Raw genomic sequence first — 16,690 nt, forward strand, 5'->3', positions numbered from 1 at the left:
TGTATAAAATGATACGTATCGAAAATTTAAGTGTTTCTTATCAGGAAACACTTGCTCTCAATCAGATTTCTTTGGAAATCCAAGGCCCAACTATCATGGGAGTTATTGGTCCCAACGGAGCTGGTAAATCAACCCTTTTAAAAGGAATGTTGGGTATCATTGATCATGTTGGACAAACTTACCTTGATGATAAAGAATTCTCAAAAGTACTTAGCCATGTAGCTTATGTGGAACAAAAAATTCACATTGACTACAACTTTCCTATCAAAGTGAAAGAATGTGTGTCTCTTGGACTGTATCCAAAAGTGAAACTTTTCCACAGGTTAACAAATAAAGAATGGGAGAAGGTGACAAATGCACTATGCATTGTCGGCTTAGAGGATTATGCTGAACGCCAAATCAGCCAATTGTCAGGAGGGCAATTTCAACGGGTCTTGATTGCGCGCTGTCTAGTACAAGAAGCTGACTGTATCTTTCTGGATGAACCATTCGTTGGAATTGATTCAATCAGTGAAGAAATCATCATGACAACGCTACGCAGTCTAAAAGAACAAGGAAAAACGATTCTCATTGTTCACCATGACTTAGGAAAAGTCCCACATTACTTTGATCAAGTTTTAATTTTGAATAAAGAACTCATTGCCATTGGAGAAACTTCATCAACTTTCACAGAAGAAAACTTGAAAAAAGCCTATGGCTCTCAGCTTTTTGTGAATGGAGGTCTCTAATATGTTTTCAGAATTTATTGATGGACTACAAAATTTCCATTTTCTACAAAATGCACTGATTACGGCCATTGTCATCGGGATTGTTGCTGGAGCAGTTGGTTGCTTCATTATCCTAAGAGGCATGTCCTTGATGGGCGATGCCATTTCACACGCAGTCTTGCCAGGAGTTGCACTCTCCTTTATTTTAGGAATCAACTTCTTTATCGGAGCCATTGTTTTTGGACTTTTAGCTTCGGTCATTATTACTTATATTAAAGGAAATTCAATTATCAAAAGTGATACTGCCATTGGAATAACTTTTAGTTCCTTTTTAGCTCTTGGAGTCATTTTGATTGGAGTTGCTAATAGTTCAACCGACCTTTTCCATATTCTTTTTGGAAATATCTTAGCTGTGCAAGACATTGATATGTGGATTACAATTGGTGTAGGAATCGCTGTTCTAATTATTATTGGACTATTCTTCAAAGAATTATTGATTACATCTTTCGATCCACTTCTGGCAAAAGCGATGGGGATGCCAGTCAACTTTTATCATTATCTCTTAATGATTCTCTTGACGCTGGTTGCAGTTACAGCTATGCAAAGCGTGGGAACAATTTTGATTGTTGCTATGCTGATTACACCTGCTGCTACTGCTTATCTTTACGCTAACAGTCTTAAAACGATGATTATCTTGTCTTCTAGCTTGGGGGCAATTGCATCTGTCTTAGGACTTTTCATTGGCTATACCTTTAATGTTGCGGCTGGCTCAAGCATTGTACTGACATCCGCCATTATCTTTGCCATTAGTTTCTTTATCGCTCCAAAACAACGATTTAACAAACTAAAAAATAAACCCAAGCTAAAATAAAATTAGTATTTCATTTATTAAAGGAGAACCTTATATGAAAAAATTAGGTTTTATCGCCGTTCTGTTTTTAGCCATCGTCGGGCTTTCTGCCTGCGCTGGTCAAAAAGGAACTTCTACCAACAAATCTTCAAAATTGAATGTTGTTGCTACCAACTCGATTATCGCTGATATTACCAAAAATATCGCTGGTGATAAAATCAATCTGCACAGTATCGTTCCTGTTGGAAAAGATCCACATGAATACGAACCATTACCAGAAGATGTGAAAAAAACATCAAAAGCTGATTTGATTTTCTACAATGGTATCAATTTGGAAACCGGCGGAAATGCTTGGTTTACAAAATTGGTCAAAAATGCGAAAAAGACTGAGAACAAAGATTACTATGCTGTAAGTAACGGAGTGGATGTTATCTATCTGGAAGGTCAAAATGAAAAAGGGAAAGAAGATCCTCATGCTTGGCTCAATCTTGAAAACGGAATTATTTATGCTAAAAACATTGCAAAACGTTTGATTGAAAAAGATCCTAAAAACAAAGAAACTTATGAAAAGAATCTGAAAGCTTATACTGCAAAACTCGAATCATTAGACAAGGAAGCAAAAGCAAAATTTAAGAATATTCCTGCTGAAAAGAAAATGATTGTTACCAGCGAAGGCTGCTTCAAATACTTCTCTAAAGCCTACGGCGTACCTTCTGCTTACATCTGGGAAATTAACACAGAAGAAGAAGGAACTCCAGATCAAATCAAAACATTGGTTGAAAAACTTCGTAAAACAAAAGTGCCATCACTCTTTGTTGAAAGTAGTGTTGATGACCGTCCAATGAAGACTGTTTCAAAAGATACAAAAATTCCAATTTATGCCAAGATTTTCACTGATTCAATCGCTGAAAAAGGTGAAAAAGGTGATAGTTATTACGACATGATGAAATGGAATTTGGATAAAATTGCTGAAGGTCTTAGCAAATAAGAAATGGAAAAAGGAGCCGGAATTGATTGCCAGTTCCTTTTTACTTGAATTTTCCTTAAATAGCCAATACTTCATTCTACTAAGCAAATGGCTAACGGCTGTATTCTTCAGGTATTTTTGGTATACTTAATACGATAAGGAGTAAACAACATGACCCCAAACAAAGAAGATTACCTCAAATGTATTTACGAGATTGGTACGCATAGTCAAAAAATTACAAATAAAGAAATTGCTGCTCAAATGCAAGTATCTCCTCCAGCTGTCACAGAAATGATTAAAAAGATGATTGCTGAAAAATTAATTATCAAAGACAAGATTAAGGGCTATTTATTAACCAATCTTGGTCTTCACCTTGTCTCTGAACTATATCGCAAACATCGTTTAATTGAATACTTTCTAGTGCATAATTTACAATACACTACAACAGATCAAATCCATGAAGAAGCGGAAGTCTTAGAACACACTGTTTCAGAATTATTTGTCGAGCGATTGGAAAAAATGTTGGATTACCCAGAAACTTGTCCTCATGGCGGGACCATTCCCCAAAAAGGTGAATTACTGGTTGAAAAATACCAGTTAACGTTAAACCAAGTCCAAAATGCTGGAGTCTATCGCTTAGCAAGAGTTCATGATGAGTTTGAATTATTAAAATATTTGGAAAAACACGATTTACATCTGGGAGATACGCTGATTCTGGAGCAATACGATCCTTATGCTCAACTATATTTGCTCAAAGTAAATGAAAAAGAGCTGCAAATCAATTCAACGATTGCCCAACAACTTTATGTGGAAACGCTCTAAAAGGAAGCGGGACTGTCAAAGCTTCTAACATCAGTACATTAGAGGTCACTCAACTACTTCGTATTGAGTTTTATTCTAGAAAGTAACCGAGTCTGGAACACTTTTGTTCCAGACTCGGTTTTATTTATCATTTTCTCAACGATTCTTCGTATCTAACACAATCGTCACCGGTCCGTCATTGATTAACTCAACCTGCATATCAGCTGCGAAAACACCTGTTTTAACAGGTATTTCTCGACCTAGCAATTCGTTAAAATCATCATACAATTGACTAGCCAAGTCTGGTTGAGCAGCGCCTGTAAAAGCTGGACGATTCCCTTTTTTTGTATCTGCGTAAAGGGTAAATTGAGAAATAGAGAGAATTTCTCCTTTCACATCTTTGACAGATAAATTCATTTTATCTTCTTTATCTGAAAAAATCCGCATATTGGTAATTTTTCTTGCTGCATATGCTACATCTTCTTGAGCATCATCTGGTGCTACACCGACTAGTAACAGCAGTCCTTGCTGAATCTGATTGTAAAGTTCGCTATCAATTGATACCGAAGCTCGCTTCACACGCTGAATCACTATTTTCATTTTGAACTTCCTATTTTTATATTGAGAAAAAATCACAAGAGATTGCTTGAGTAGAATCTTTCTGCTCTGCTGTTCTCACTTAGCCATTTGTCCGTTTAACCGAATAGACTTCCGGCACACTCTTAATCTTATCAACTACTGTTGTCAGCATAGATAGATTAGCAATTCCGAAAGAAACATGGATATTGGCAAATTTCATATCTTTGGTTGGCTGTGCATTGACGGTGGAAATATTTTTGGTTGTGTTGGACAAGACTTGCAAGACATCATTCAAAAGGCCAGTGCGATTGAGACCATATATATCAATGTGAGCAGTGTATTCCTTAACAGAACTATTGTCTTCCCATTCGACATCAATCAAGCGCTGCTCATAATTTTCCTGCGCTCGTAGATTCATACAGTCCTTACGATGAATGGCAACCCCGCGCCCCTTTGTAATGTACCCGACAATCTCATCACCAGGAACTGGATTACAACATTTGGCAATCCGTATCAAAAGCCCTGACGCACCTTGGATAATGACGCCGCCCTCATGTTTGACCTTGAGGGTGTCCTTGTTTTCAACCTTGACTTCACCGCCCTTAACAAGCTCTTCTGCTTCAGCTCTTGCTTTAGCACGCTCTTCTTCACGGCGTTCTCTTTCTGTCAAACGATTAAAAATCGAAACAGCACTAACTTCACCAAAACCAATCGCCGCAAAAAGAGTTTCTTCTGTTTTGTAACTCGTTTTTTGCAGGACTTCTTCCATGTGTCTTTTGTCCATGTATTTGTTAGCCACATAGCCATTTTCTTGAAATTGTGCTTGCAGAAGTTCTCGACCTTTAGAAATGGATAATTCCTTGTCTTGATTTTTGAAAAATTGACGAATTTTATTGCGTGCCTTGCTAGTCTTAACAAGGTTAATCCAGTCACGACTCGGTCCAAAGGAATTGGAACTGGTAATAATCTCAACTTGGTCCCCTGTTTTTAACTTCGTAGTCAAGGGCACCATGCGACCATTTACCTTTGCACCAACCGCTTTTTCACCCACTTTTGTATGGATTTCATAGGCAAAATCAATCGGTCCTGAGTCTTTTGGCAGCGAACGAACAGCACCATCCGGCGTGAAGACATAGATTTCTTCAGCAAGGTAATTTTCCTTGACGGAATCCACAAAATCCTGTGCATCATTGGACTGGTCTTGGAGTTCCATCATCTCCTTAATCCAATTCATCCCAATCGCCGATTCTTTGCTATCAACCTGCCCTTTAATACCTTTTTTATAGGCCCAGTGTGCAGCAACTCCGTATTCTGCCACTTCGTGCATTTCTTTGGTCCGAATTTGAAACTCAATCGGTCCCTTAGGCCCATAGACGGTCGTATGGATTGACTGGTAACCATTTGCCTTGCGATTAGCAATATAATCTTTAAAACGTCCGGGCATTGGTCGCCAGAGTTCATGAATGTAGCCCAACATAGCATACACATCACTTTGCGTATCTAAAATGCAACGAATAGCGATCAAGTCATAAATCTCATCAAAACGCTTTTTCTTGTCCTGCATTTTCCGATAAATGGAGTAAATATGTTTAGGACGACCATAGATTTGCCCATGAAGATTACGATCAGATGCATAGGTTTCAATCTTGCGAACCACTTCGTCAACTAAATCCTCACGTTCCCGACGTTTTTCCTTCATCAGGTGGGAAATCTTATAAAACTCTGTCGGATTCAAATATCGAAAAGCCAAATCTTCTAGTTCCCATTTGACGCTCGAAATCCCCAAACGATGAGCTAATGGAGCATAAATTTCCATGGTTTCGCGTGAGATGCGTTCCTGTTTGTCTTTGCGCAGGTGCTTAAGTGTTCTCATATTGTGCAAACGGTCTGCTAGTTTCACCAAAATGACACGGATATCCTTGGACATCGCCATTAGCATTTTGCGGTGGTTTTCAGCCAACTGTTCCTCGTGAGACATATACTTGACTTTACCAAGTTTGGTCACACCATCGACAATCACGCGCACATCATGTCCAAATTCGCCTTCCAAATCGTCCAAAGTTGCAGCTGTGTCTTCTACAACATCATGTAAAAAACCGCAAGCGACACTGACCGCATCCAACTTTAGCTTAGCTAAAATCCCTGCCACTTGAATCGGATGGATGATATATGGCTCACCTGATTGGCGAAATTGCCCCCGATGCCGATCTACCGCATAAAAAAGAGCTTTTTGAATCAAGGTGACGTCTTCTGATGATAAATATTTTCTAGTAAGAGCGACCACTTGATCGCCCGTCAAATTCACTTCTTTTGGCATTTTCTCTCTCCAGTTCTTCCTACCATTTTATCATTTTTAGACCGATATGAAAACAAGGAAATACAGAAGAAAGCAATAGAATCATAAGAAATACCTAAAAGCTGCAGATTCAATACCATTTCCCCAATACTAGGAAAAAGAACAGGGCACCATTTCAGGTAAAAAGCCCGCCTTTAAATAGGCGGGTTGTGATGGAAGAAGTGATGTTTTTCAGTATGCAACATATCTCCGATAAATTCAACATAAGCATAAATGAGATAGCAAGCTGATACAATACCTAGCATAGCAATCAACAACTCAAATAAGGTAGATAAAGACATGATGAACCTCCTCTCCTTATCAAGCAAAAGCATTTTTCGTCATCTAGCTAGCAAATTTGTTCCTGTACTTCCATCCTTTCTAGCTAAGCTAGATATTTCACTTATATTATACCAAAGTTAGGAGTTAAGAACAATAAAGACCAGCCCTATTAATGAAACTTTCCGACTACATCAACTCTGTCAGTACACTGACTGCACTGAGTGCGTAAAGTGGAGCTGTCTCTGTCCGCAGGATACGTGGGCCTAGCCCTGTAAGTATAGCTCCTACCTCTTCCAATGTAGCAATTTCTGCTGGAGACAGGCCACCTTCTGGACCAAAAATAAATAAAATCCGACTTCCTTTTTTGAGTTCTGTCACAGCCTTGACCAAAGCAGCAGACTCTCCCTCTTTAGCAGATTCCTCATAAGCTACAATAATACGGTCAAACTGGCTTAAACAATCTAAAAAATCAATTTTCTTCTCGAAAAGTCGAACTTCTGGTACCCAATTGCGTTTGCTCTGCTCTGCTGCTCCCAAAACAATCTTCTCTAGTTTGTCTGCTTTTTTAGCAAGTTTCTTACCGTCCCACTTGGTAACAGACCAGTCGGCCGGAAAGGACCAGATAGCAGCTGCACCCAGTTCCGTCGTTTTCTGAGCTACCCATTCCAGCTTGTCTCCTTTGGGAAAGCCAGAAGCAATCGTCACATGAATCGGCAGCTCCGCGTTGTCTGGTAAATCTTCTACCAGATTCAGCACATGGCGCTCTCTATCTGCAACTCTTGCTAGGCGTTTAATACCATCCTCAAAAACCAGTACTACCTCATCATCTTCTACCAAACGCATAACAGAAAACATATGCTTCACTGTATCCTTGTCCCTCACAGTCAGTGGGGATTGGACGACTCCCTCGATAAAATACTGCTGCATTTAGCCTCCTATCACGCCGGAAATATCCTGTGTTTTCTTAAATACACAAGCATTCCATTCGCCCTGAATCATATGTGTTTCCATGAAAAATCCTGCCGCTTCCGCTGACTCGCGCACCATTTCCCACTTCTCAGAAATAATCCCACTCATAATCAGATAGCCTTCATTCTTGAGCAAGTGGTATGCATCATCAGTCAGATTTACCAGAATATCCGCTAAAATATTGGCTACAATGACATTCGCTTTAATATCCACACCCCGCAAGAGATCGCCAGTAGCTACCTGAATATTCTCCATATTTGCATTCAGTTCAATATTTTCCTGCGCCACACGTACAGCTATTTCGTCTAAATCATATGCATAAATCTTTTTTGCACCCAAGAGTGAGCTCGCTATAGAAAGGACTCCACTACCCGTCCCTACATCCAGCACCGTCTCACCACCTCGTAGTACTTGTTCTAAGGCAAAGAGACTCATCTTGGTCGTTGGATGAGTCCCTGTGCCAAAGGCCATGCCGGGATCTAGCTTGATAATCTTCTCACCAGCTGTCGCCTCGTAGTCCGTCCAAGATGGCACGATAGTCAAATCATGGGTAATTCGAGCTGGTTCAAAATATTTTTTCCAATTGTCCACCCAATCTTGCTCTGCCAATTCTTGCTGAGTCAAACAGACCTGACCCGTTTCTAAGCCAAAGTCTGTCAGCTCTTTCAGCCGGGCGTGGACCTGGGCCTTGACCACCTCCATATCTACCGTATCAGGATAGTAGCCAGTGATTCGGACCTGTTTCTCTTGCTTAACCTCTGGGAAAATCTCCCCATAGATACCCACCTGCCCCAGATAATCTGCGCTGTCATCGATAGCCACACCCTGACTGCCCAGCTCAATCAGAATATTGGCTGTCGCTTCCTCGGATTCCCTATCTACCTCAATCGTTAACTCCTGCCATGTATCCATTATTCACTCCTTATTTCACTCAATTGTTTTGGTCATATAAACCATATCCATATCCTCTTTTTCCGGCTTGATATGGGTTTTCCGGTAGCCATTTTTCTCATAAAAGACCACCATACCCTCATCCTGCAAGACAGTGCACAAATCCCATTGTTTGGCAGCTGAGAACTGTTCCTCTACAAGTTTCAAACCTGCTGAACCAATTCCCCGGCCTTGATAATCGGGCAGAATCGCCGCTGTTCCCAGCCAACACTCTGTCTGCTCATCGTTGGTCTGGATACGGATAAACCCACACACTTCCTCATCATCCTTGACAAAATAATAAAAGCTATTAGGACGTTCTGCCAGCTTCCACTGGATGCGCTCCCGCTCTTCCAGATAAGGATCATACTCATCCTGATATTTGTCATAAACTGCCTTAAAAGCAGCTCGCTGAATACTGACAATGGTTTCTAAATCTGTAGCTTCTGCTTGTTCTATATAAATCATCTTTGAACCTCCTCCAAATAATCTCTCAATCTACTTTTCAACTGTGGAATGACGTTTTCGTCTGCTAATAATTCTTCTATATTTACCAATTTGTAGCCCTGTCCTTCATTACCAAAGACAATCTGATCAATCTCCTTCTGGCTAATCACTCCCACTATAAACACAGAGGTCTTAGCCGGATTGACAATGCCTTGGTAGGCTTTGACCCAAAGAATTGAGCTTTCCTTAATCGTAATGCCTAATTCCTCAAAAACTTCTCGCTTGATACACTCAAAAGGCGTTTCTTCCTTTTCTCTCCCACCGCCAGGAAAATCCCACATATTGGGCCAAGGAATGGTTGGAATATCGTCTCGCAAGATAGTCAGCAGCTTATCATCACATATCAAAGCAATCTTGCAGCCAGAAAATTCCATCTGTTTTTGCAGTAAATCTAGTCCTTCTGCATTTTCCATAAGCACCTCCTAGTACCTCGGATATGAATAAAATTCTGTCTCTTTCAAATCTGCTCTGGCTTTTTCAAAAGCTTTATTATTCCAAACAATTTCAAATTCCTCTGCCGCTGGATCTGCCAGAAAATCCATGAGAGCATCTAATCCCTCTTCGGCTGTCTGCTTCAAAAAATCCACAAAGTAGGTCAAGAATTCACGAGACAAACCTTTTTTGGGCTCGTAAGGGACAACTGTTAGATAATCCTCTGTTTCAAAGTGAGACTTAGCAGGATTATAAAAAAGAACGCTTTCTTCAAAGAAAATGTCTTCTGTGCTACTTTCTCCATCCACATCTAACAGTTCGATGCCATTTGCATTTTGTACTTCTAAGAGAAAGGACACTTTTACGGCATGATTCTTCTTATCCCAGTTTATCTCATAGTCAAATGGAAAGCATTGCCCCATTTCTTCATTTAATATATCCAAAAATCCATATTTAACCATAGCCAGCCTCTCTCCAATCCTTTAAAATGTGTTAAAATAGATACAACTATAGTAACATAAATCAGAACAGTTGAAAAGAATACCAGTAAGGAGGAAAACGTATGCCAGAAAATTTAGCTATCCGCATGCGACCTAAAAATATTGATCAGGTCATCGGTCAGAAACATCTGGTCGGCGAAGGAAAAATTATTCGTCGCATGGTGGAAGCCAATCGTCTGTCTTCTATGATTCTCTACGGACCGCCCGGCATCGGTAAGACTTCCATTGCTTCTGCCATCGCTGGTACTACAAAATTTGCTTTTCGGACCTTTAATGCTACCGTTGATAGTAAGAAGCGTCTGCAAGAGATTGCGGAAGAAGCCAAGTTCTCTGGTGGTTTGGTGCTACTTTTAGATGAGATTCACCGCTTGGATAAGACCAAGCAGGACTTCCTCCTCCCTCTGTTAGAAAACGGTCTAATCATCATGATTGGTGCCACAACAGAAAATCCTTTTTTCTCCGTCACTCCCGCTATTCGCAGCCGGGTACAGATTTTCGAGCTGGAGCCTCTGACAAATGACGATATTAAACAAGCTATTCAAACAGCCTTGGCAGACACCGAACGAGGTTTTGATTTTCCTGTCCAATTAGATGATGACGCACTGGACTTCATTGCCACTTCCACGAATGGAGATCTGCGCTCAGCCTTTAATTCTCTAGATTTAGCAGTCCTCTCTACCTCAGCGGATAATTCAGGCGTTCGCCATATCACTCTAGATATTATGGAAAACAGCCTACAAAAGAGCTACATCACTATGGACAAGGACGGGGATGGTCACTATGACGTCCTGTCCGCCTTACAGAAGTCTATTCGGGGGTCTGATGTCAATGCCAGTCTCCATTATGCAGCTCGCTTGATTGAAGCTGGAGACCTCCCCAGCCTCGCACGACGCCTGACGGTCATTGCTTATGAAGACATTGGTTTGGCAAATCCCGATGCTCAGATTCATACAGTGACCGCACTTGAAGCCGCTCAAAAAATTGGGTTCCCAGAAGCTCGCATCCTCATTGCCAACATTGTCATTGACCTAGCACTTTCTCCTAAGTCCAACTCGGCCTACGTAGCCATAGACAAAGCACTCTCTGACTTGCGCCAGAACGGAAATCTCGCTATCCCTCGCCATCTACGAGACGGTCACTATGCTGGCAGTAAGGAGCTGGGAAATGCCCAAGATTACAAATATCCACATAACTATCCTGGTAATTGGGTACAGCAAAACTATCTTCCTGAAAAAATAAAAAATGCCGATTATTTCACTCCGAACGAAAATGGAAAGTACGAACGAGCCCTTGGAATGACTAAAAATAAGATTGATCAACTCAAAAACCACTAAAAAATTGTGGTATCGTTTGCAAAAAATCAATTTTTTCTCTTGAATTTTTCAAAAATTGTGGTATCATAATTATAGAAACGCTGTGGTGTACGACTTCACACTTAAGTGTTGACCGACTATTTTTTGTATTATTAGGGAAACAAAAGACTTCTAACAGCTTGCAGGCCGTTTCACGCGGAAGCAGCTTCAGTTAGAGCGAGTTGCCCACCTGCTTAATTGCGCGGGTTCAATACAAATCGTGAAAGTTCGGCACCAATACAGCTTTTTTATTGCCTCCTTAGCTCAGTTGGTAGAGCAGTGGACTCTTAATCCATGGGTCACAGGTTCGAGCCCTGTAGGGGGCATAATAAAATTTAAGTAGAAAGCCTATATGATAGGCTTTTTTGTTGTTCTCACTTATAATCTTCTAACCTTGTTATAGTTACAAAAGATAATAAAACAGCCTTTTTTGTTCCACAAAAAGCCATACTAAAATTCTCAAACTATCTATTTCCTTTCTTGACATCTCCCATCAAAAGAGTTAAAATGCTTTCATTCTCAAACTATACTATATAGGGGATGTAGATATGAAATTTTCTAATCGTTTATTGCTATTTCTTGCAGGAACTGTTCTTGCTTTATTAACACTTTTTCTATTTACAGATCCAGCAGCTAATCTTGTTGCTTACAGCTGGTGGATTGCATTTGGTTTATTGGTTGCTTCTATAGCGGCTATTTTAAGCTATTTCTCTGTGCCAAAAGAGCTTCGCTCACCTATTTATCTTTTCCAAAGATTATCAACCTGCTCTTAGCTCTTTACCTCGTTGCCTATGGATTGTGACCTTACCTGTCATCATTCCAACCATTTTAGGAATTTGGTTAATTGTAGAAGCCATTATTGCTTTCTTTAAAGGTAATTGTCTAAGACTGATTTTCTCTGCTATTGGCAATCACATCATGTGGGTGGCGCTACTTGTATTTCTGCTTAGATTAGTCATTTTGTTCAATCCAATAGCTACAAGCGTCTTTGTCATTTATGCCGTTGCTTTTGCATTTTTAATTGCTGGTTTTAGCTATATCGTTGATGCCTTTCGTAAATAATCTAGCTGCCATTTTGGGCATATTAAAATAGCTGGGAAGTTACATTCTCAGCTTTTTCATATCTTATTTGTCGCTTTTCGCATTCCATTCAGCATAGAATTGATCTAAGTATTCTTCCAAAAAGCGATGTCTACTTTCTGCCATTTTTTGAGCAGCAGCGGTATTCATCATGTCTTTTAATTTGAGTAATTTCTCATAGAAATGCATGATAGCTGAACTCTTCCCAGTACGATATTCTTCCAATGTCATGTTTTCTCTCGGCTGCAAATCTGGATCGTGAATCGGTCTCCCTATATGACCTGAATAAGCCATAGCTCGCGCTATTCCAATCGCTCCAATCGCATCCAATCGGTCGGCATCTTGAACAATTTTGCCCTCCAAAGTGCTGATATTCTTCTGTTGATGATCACCTTTAAATGACATTGTTGAAACAATCTCTAACACATGAGCTATTTCCGCCTCTGAAGCCTGATGATTCTGTAGCCATTGCTCAACCTTTTGCAAGCCCACTTCTTCACTCTCATTTAACTTCCCGTCAGCTATATCATGTAGCAAGGCAGCTAGCTCACAAATAAAAACATCTGCTCGTTCTTGTTTGGCAATTTCTACAGCAATATTTGTGACACGTACAATATGCCACCAATCATGTCCGCTTGTTTCGTCTTTCAGTTCAGCATAAGCAAAATCTCTAGCTTCTTGAAGAATTTTCGTTTGTCGATCAGCTATCATCTGTCTCTCTTTTTTATTGATGTATACAAAAATCTCGAAGCTATTTCGAAACTTTCTTGATTAGCCTCATTTTTCAAGCCCAATTGTTTTCATTTTTTGTTGAATTTGTTGGTAGACGTGATTCCAGTCATTTGGATTTGCAATATCTAAATCATCCGTTGCAATTCTCATTTTAGGACTGTAGTTGTAATCCTCATACCAATTTTGATAATGCTTATAAAGCAGTTGATAGTAGTCAGCTAGTCCATTTTCTTCATTTGGTTGCTCATAATTGCGACCGCGTTTTTTGATATTGTTCATAATATGGTCGAAACTACCATCTAAATAAATCAACAAATCTGGCGCTTTCTTAGGCAGACCTTGGATTTCTTCCATCATATTGTCCAAAAGTTCCAAGTAGATATCATACTCTTGCTCACTGATACTTCCCTTGAGTGTATTGATATAAGTAAACAAAGCGTCTTCATAAATAGAACGATCTAGAATATTATTGTCGTCATGATAAGCCGCTTTGATCATTTTAAAGCGTTTATTTAGAAAATAAATCTGCAAAGCAAAGCCATATTTATCTGGGTCTTCATAATACTTATCCAAAATAGGATTTTCTTCTACCGGTTCAAAAAATGGCTGCGTTCCTAATTCCTCGGCTAATCGATAAGTGTAGGTCGTCTTACCTACCCCAATCATGCCCGCTAAAATAATCACTATCTTCCTGCACCTCCAAAATCTATCTAATATCAGGTCATCAGCTTCAATAAAAACACCATATATTGTGCTAAAAAAAATAATAACACAATATATTGATGACGTCAAGATATAAAACTTCTAAATGTACAAACAAAAACAACCTTGTAAGAAGAAACACGATCAACTCTAGTACAAGTGTTATTTTTAGTATTCTCCATTTGTGACAGTAAATTTAATATGCGAATAATCTTTTTCTAAATCTTTCCCCTTCAAAAAAGCTACTGCATCTTTTTTTATCTGAATGAGGTCAATTCCTTGTGCCTGTGCTGCAAAAACACAACCACAATAGCATTGTCGATAAATGTCGTACTCTTCACACATTTCAACCGAGCGTTTATAACCCTGATTTTTCTTGAAATCACTAGGAAGATACTGCGTTGCATAAACTTTCTGTACTTCTATTCCAACACTATTGATCGTCTGCGAATTTTTATGAGGACTGATGGTCAGGGCGCTTCCAAAATAGTCAAATCCCAAATCAACAGCCACTTGTGCTGTCTTATCTAAGCGATAATCATAGCAAACTTTACAACGATCGCCACCTTCCGGCTCTTCTTCCAAGCCATGTACTGTCCGGAAAAATTCCTGTGGCTCATAGGGAGCTTCTAAGTATCGAACATGATTACCAGTATTTTCATTGAAATCATGAACAAATTTTTGTGCAACATAGGCACGGCGCTGATATTCTGCCTTAGGGTGAATATTTGAATTAGCAAAATAAACCGTCACATCCGCATACTGGGTCAAATACTCCAGAGTATAGGTCGAACAGGGTGCACAACAGGTATGCATCAAAATCGTAGGACGCTTCTGATCTGATTCCCAAACTTTGACCATTCGCTGCATGACACGATCATAGTTTATTTTTTGGTTGGGATTCATTTTACTCAGAATTTCTTCAACATCAATCATTGTTTTCTCCTTAGAAATGTATCACTATTTTACCACAGAAAAGGAGCGGAGACAAATAGACAAAAGAGAATAACTTTTTCAAACAGCACTAATTTATCAAGCAAGAAAAATAAAGTTCTGGTTCTTTTGGCTCTCTTTGTATTGATCGTACATATACCCCAGCTAAAAACTTTTAAAAAAAAGTGAGTTTGGATTTATCAAATCCAAACTCACTTCGCTTTTTATATCCTTCAAAAGCACGTTTGCGCTTCAACATAAAAGCAATCTCGTGCAACATTAAACATCGTTAAGAGCTGTATGAGAAAAACAAATCTTCTCTTATTCATCAAATAATTCGTTGATTTTCTAGCTTGTTTTACTCTTTAAACTCTCTATATCTTAAATTACATCATGCCACCCATCATGCTTGGATCCATTGCTGGAGCTGGGCTAGCTGGTTCTGGTTGGCTAGCAACAACTGCTTCTGTTGTTAAAATAAGGCTAGCTACTGACGCAGCATTTTGAAGGGCAGAACGAGTAACCTTGACTGGGTCAATGATCCCTGCTTCAATCATGTTGACCCATTCACCAGTTGCAGCATTAAAGCCTGTACCAACTTCAGAGTTTTTCAAACGGTCAATGACGATCGAGCCTTCAAATCCTGCATTGATAGCGATTTGTCGAATAGGTTCTTCCAAAGCACGAAGAACGATATTACGACCTGTTGCTTCATCACCTGATAAGTCTAAGGCTTCAACAGCATTTAAAACATTCACAAAAGCTGTTCCACCACCTGAGACAATTCCTTCTTCAACAGCGGCGCGAGTTGCATTGAGGGCATCTTCAATGCGGAGTTTCATTTCTTTGAGTTCTGTTTCTGTTGCAGCACCCACTTTGATGACTGCCACACCACCTGACAATTTTGCTAAACGTTCTTGTAGTTTTTCTTTGTCAAATTCAGATGTAGCACTTTCAATTTGCGATTTAATGACAGCCACGCGGTTAGCAATCGCTTCAGCAGCTCCTGAACCTTCCACAATCACTGTGCTATCTTTGTCGACAGTCACTTTTGAGGCTTGTCCAAGTGCTTCAATGGTTGCATCTTTCAATTCTAGACCAAGATCTTCTGTAATCACTATACCGCCAGTCAAAATCGCAATATCTTCTAACATAGCCTTACGACGGTCTCCGAATCCTGGCGCTTTCACAGCGACTACATTGAAAGTACCACGGATTTTGTTCAACACAAGAGTTGGAAGAGCTTCACCGTCTACATCATCTGCGATAATCAATAATGGACGACTAGTCTTCAAGATATTTTCCAACAAAGGAAGAATTTCTTGGATATTAGAAATCTTCTTATCTGTAATCAAGATATATGGATTATCTAAATCAGCAACCATTTTTTCATTATCTGTTACCATGTATTGAGAAAGATAGCCACGGTCAAACTGCATACCTTCCACAACATCAAGCTCTGTTTCCATTCCTTTAGACTCTTCAATGGTGATGACACCGTCGTTGCCAACTTTTTCCATAGCTTCAGAAATGTATTCTCCGACTTTTTCAGAACGTGATGAGACAGCTGCAACTTGCGCAATCGCTTCTTTATTAGAAACTGGAACAGAATTTGCTTTTAAAGCTTCAACAGCTGTTGCAACAGCTGTTTCAATACCACGACGAATGCCAATTGGGTTTGCACCAGCCGTTACATTTTTGATTCCTTCGCGGACAATGGCTTGGGTCAAGACAGTCGCAGTAGTTGTTCCGTCACCAGCGATATCATTAGTTTTTGAAGCAACTTCTGACACCAACTTAGCGCCCATATTTTCAAAATGATCTTCGAGTTCAATTTCTTTTGCAATAGTCACACCGTCATTTGTGATGAGTGGTGAGCCAAATGATTTTTCAAGAACAACATTGCGTCCTTTAGGTCCTAAGGTTACTTTAACGGTATCTGCCAAAATATCAACACCACGTACCATAGCACTTCTTGCATCTGCTGAAAATTTAATATCTTTTGCCATTTTTACAATTCCTCTTTCTATAA

Annotated in this window: 17 protein-coding genes, 1 tRNA gene and 1 pseudogene; 7 read left to right on the top strand and 12 right to left on the bottom strand. The window is 39.7% G+C overall.

What is annotated here, in order from left to right:
• Window positions 1-8: 8 nt before the first annotated feature.
• The 4 genes from HMPREF1514_RS06265 to HMPREF1514_RS06280 all read left to right on the top strand — a co-directional run bounded on the left by HMPREF1514_RS06265 (window position 9) and on the right by HMPREF1514_RS06280 (window position 3,346).
• Window positions 9-728 carry a metal ABC transporter ATP-binding protein gene (locus tag HMPREF1514_RS06265; protein WP_037598076.1) on the top strand — a complete coding sequence of 240 codons (720 nt, stop codon included), beginning with the start codon at window positions 9-11 and terminating at the stop codon, window positions 726-728.
• A gap of 1 nt (window position 729) precedes the next feature.
• Window positions 730-1,578: a metal ABC transporter permease gene (locus tag HMPREF1514_RS06270; protein WP_003037625.1), complete on the top strand. Its 849-nt coding sequence runs from the start codon at window positions 730-732 to the stop codon at window positions 1,576-1,578.
• A 34-nt stretch (window positions 1,579-1,612) separates the two neighbouring features.
• Entirely contained in the window at window positions 1,613-2,545 is a 933-nt protein-coding gene (locus HMPREF1514_RS06275) for a metal ABC transporter substrate-binding protein (protein WP_037598080.1), read from the top strand.
• Between the two features lie 150 nt (window positions 2,546-2,695).
• On the top strand, window positions 2,696-3,346 hold the full coding sequence (locus HMPREF1514_RS06280; protein WP_003070703.1) for a metal-dependent transcriptional regulator: 651 nt from the start codon (window positions 2,696-2,698) through the stop codon (window positions 3,344-3,346).
• Window positions 3,347-3,481: 135 nt separating this feature from the next.
• On the opposite strand, the gene dtd is transcribed toward HMPREF1514_RS06280, so the two are convergent.
• The 8 genes from dtd to HMPREF1514_RS06315 form a co-directional block, all read right to left on the bottom strand.
• Window positions 3,482-3,925 (bottom strand): D-aminoacyl-tRNA deacylase, encoded by a 444-nt coding sequence (gene dtd, locus HMPREF1514_RS06285; protein ID WP_037598083.1) that lies wholly within the window; start codon window positions 3,923-3,925, stop codon window positions 3,482-3,484.
• A 79-nt stretch (window positions 3,926-4,004) separates the two neighbouring features.
• On the bottom strand, window positions 4,005-6,221 hold the full coding sequence (locus tag HMPREF1514_RS06290; protein WP_037598086.1) for a RelA/SpoT family protein: 2,217 nt from the start codon (window positions 6,219-6,221) through the stop codon (window positions 4,005-4,007).
• Window positions 6,222-6,394: 173 nt separating this feature from the next.
• Window positions 6,395-6,541 (bottom strand): hypothetical protein, encoded by a 147-nt coding sequence (locus HMPREF1514_RS09580; protein WP_198014307.1) that lies wholly within the window; start codon window positions 6,539-6,541, stop codon window positions 6,395-6,397.
• 166 nt (window positions 6,542-6,707) lie between these two features.
• The gene (locus HMPREF1514_RS06295; protein WP_037598089.1) at window positions 6,708-7,448 is read right to left on the bottom strand and encodes a 16S rRNA (uracil(1498)-N(3))-methyltransferase; all 741 of its coding nucleotides are present in this window, start codon (window positions 7,446-7,448) and stop codon (window positions 6,708-6,710) included.
• Window positions 7,449-8,402 carry a 50S ribosomal protein L11 methyltransferase gene (gene prmA / locus HMPREF1514_RS06300; protein ID WP_037598092.1) on the bottom strand — a complete coding sequence of 318 codons (954 nt, stop codon included), beginning with the start codon at window positions 8,400-8,402 and terminating at the stop codon, window positions 7,449-7,451.
• Between the two features lie 15 nt (window positions 8,403-8,417).
• Complete coding sequence (locus HMPREF1514_RS06305; protein WP_037598095.1) at window positions 8,418-8,888, bottom strand: GNAT family N-acetyltransferase; 471 nt, start codon at window positions 8,886-8,888, stop codon at window positions 8,418-8,420.
• Entirely contained in the window at window positions 8,885-9,340 is a 456-nt protein-coding gene (locus tag HMPREF1514_RS06310) for an NUDIX hydrolase (RefSeq protein ID WP_037598098.1), read from the bottom strand. The genes HMPREF1514_RS06305 and HMPREF1514_RS06310 overlap by 4 nt, the downstream gene beginning before the upstream one ends.
• Before the next feature lie 9 nt (window positions 9,341-9,349).
• The gene (locus HMPREF1514_RS06315) at window positions 9,350-9,820 is read right to left on the bottom strand and encodes a DUF3013 family protein (RefSeq protein WP_037598101.1); all 471 of its coding nucleotides are present in this window, start codon (window positions 9,818-9,820) and stop codon (window positions 9,350-9,352) included.
• A gap of 101 nt (window positions 9,821-9,921) precedes the next feature.
• Here HMPREF1514_RS06315 and HMPREF1514_RS06320 point away from each other — a divergent pair, with 101 nt between their 5' ends.
• The 3 genes and pseudogenes from HMPREF1514_RS06320 to HMPREF1514_RS09250 all read left to right on the top strand — a co-directional run bounded on the left by HMPREF1514_RS06320 (window position 9,922) and on the right by HMPREF1514_RS09250 (window position 12,273).
• Window positions 9,922-11,193: a replication-associated recombination protein A gene (locus tag HMPREF1514_RS06320; RefSeq protein ID WP_037598104.1), complete on the top strand. Its 1,272-nt coding sequence runs from the start codon at window positions 9,922-9,924 to the stop codon at window positions 11,191-11,193.
• Between the two features lie 271 nt (window positions 11,194-11,464).
• Window positions 11,465-11,537, top strand: a tRNA-Lys gene (locus tag HMPREF1514_RS06325).
• Between the two features lie 222 nt (window positions 11,538-11,759).
• Window positions 11,760-12,273 (top strand): annotated as a pseudogene (locus tag HMPREF1514_RS09250) (DUF308 domain-containing protein).
• Between the two features lie 63 nt (window positions 12,274-12,336).
• Here the strand turns inward: HMPREF1514_RS09250 and HMPREF1514_RS06340 are convergent.
• The 4 genes from HMPREF1514_RS06340 to groL form a co-directional block, all read right to left on the bottom strand.
• Window positions 12,337-13,002 carry an HD domain-containing protein gene (locus HMPREF1514_RS06340; RefSeq protein ID WP_037598111.1) on the bottom strand — a complete coding sequence of 222 codons (666 nt, stop codon included), beginning with the start codon at window positions 13,000-13,002 and terminating at the stop codon, window positions 12,337-12,339.
• Window positions 13,003-13,068: 66 nt separating this feature from the next.
• Window positions 13,069-13,707 (bottom strand): deoxynucleoside kinase, encoded by a 639-nt coding sequence (locus HMPREF1514_RS06345; protein WP_003070721.1) that lies wholly within the window; start codon window positions 13,705-13,707, stop codon window positions 13,069-13,071.
• 186 nt (window positions 13,708-13,893) lie between these two features.
• Window positions 13,894-14,661, bottom strand: coding sequence for an epoxyqueuosine reductase QueH (locus tag HMPREF1514_RS06350; RefSeq protein WP_037598116.1), 768 nt, complete (start codon window positions 14,659-14,661; stop codon window positions 13,894-13,896).
• Between the two features lie 383 nt (window positions 14,662-15,044).
• Window positions 15,045-16,667 carry a chaperonin GroEL gene (gene groL, locus HMPREF1514_RS06355; protein WP_037598118.1) on the bottom strand — a complete coding sequence of 541 codons (1,623 nt, stop codon included), beginning with the start codon at window positions 16,665-16,667 and terminating at the stop codon, window positions 15,045-15,047.
• Between the last annotated feature and the right edge of the window lie 23 nt (window positions 16,668-16,690).

The sequence above is a fragment of the Streptococcus sp. AS20 genome, from assembly GCF_000524255.1.
Lineage (GTDB): Bacteria > Bacillota > Bacilli > Lactobacillales > Streptococcaceae > Streptococcus > Streptococcus constellatus.

What these genes read in the sequence shown, in the direction of transcription:
- HMPREF1514_RS06315 (WP_037598101.1), bottom strand. Translation starts at nt 9,820, where the DNA reads ATGGTTAAATATGGATTTTTGGATATATTAAATGAAGAAATGGGGCAA.
- HMPREF1514_RS06280 (WP_003070703.1), top strand. Translation starts at nt 2,696, where the DNA reads ATGACCCCAAACAAAGAAGATTACCTCAAATGTATTTACGAGATTGGT.
- HMPREF1514_RS06270 (WP_003037625.1), top strand. Translation starts at nt 730, where the DNA reads ATGTTTTCAGAATTTATTGATGGACTACAAAATTTCCATTTTCTACAA.
- dtd (WP_037598083.1), bottom strand. Translation starts at nt 3,925, where the DNA reads ATGAAAATAGTGATTCAGCGTGTGAAGCGAGCTTCGGTATCAATTGAT.
- prmA (WP_037598092.1), bottom strand. Translation starts at nt 8,402, where the DNA reads ATGGATACATGGCAGGAGTTAACGATTGAGGTAGATAGGGAATCCGAG.
- HMPREF1514_RS06340 (WP_037598111.1), bottom strand. Translation starts at nt 13,002, where the DNA reads ATGATAGCTGATCGACAAACGAAAATTCTTCAAGAAGCTAGAGATTTT.
- HMPREF1514_RS06275 (WP_037598080.1), top strand. Translation starts at nt 1,613, where the DNA reads ATGAAAAAATTAGGTTTTATCGCCGTTCTGTTTTTAGCCATCGTCGGG.
- HMPREF1514_RS06305 (WP_037598095.1), bottom strand. Translation starts at nt 8,888, where the DNA reads ATGATTTATATAGAACAAGCAGAAGCTACAGATTTAGAAACCATTGTC.
- HMPREF1514_RS06320 (WP_037598104.1), top strand. Translation starts at nt 9,922, where the DNA reads ATGCCAGAAAATTTAGCTATCCGCATGCGACCTAAAAATATTGATCAG.
- HMPREF1514_RS06350 (WP_037598116.1), bottom strand. Translation starts at nt 14,661, where the DNA reads ATGATTGATGTTGAAGAAATTCTGAGTAAAATGAATCCCAACCAAAAA.
- HMPREF1514_RS09580 (WP_198014307.1), bottom strand. Translation starts at nt 6,541, where the DNA reads ATGTCTTTATCTACCTTATTTGAGTTGTTGATTGCTATGCTAGGTATT.
- HMPREF1514_RS06290 (WP_037598086.1), bottom strand. Translation starts at nt 6,221, where the DNA reads ATGCCAAAAGAAGTGAATTTGACGGGCGATCAAGTGGTCGCTCTTACT.
- groL (WP_037598118.1), bottom strand. Translation starts at nt 16,667, where the DNA reads ATGGCAAAAGATATTAAATTTTCAGCAGATGCAAGAAGTGCTATGGTA.
- HMPREF1514_RS06265 (WP_037598076.1), top strand. Translation starts at nt 9, where the DNA reads ATGATACGTATCGAAAATTTAAGTGTTTCTTATCAGGAAACACTTGCT.
- HMPREF1514_RS06310 (WP_037598098.1), bottom strand. Translation starts at nt 9,340, where the DNA reads ATGGAAAATGCAGAAGGACTAGATTTACTGCAAAAACAGATGGAATTT.
- HMPREF1514_RS06295 (WP_037598089.1), bottom strand. Translation starts at nt 7,448, where the DNA reads ATGCAGCAGTATTTTATCGAGGGAGTCGTCCAATCCCCACTGACTGTG.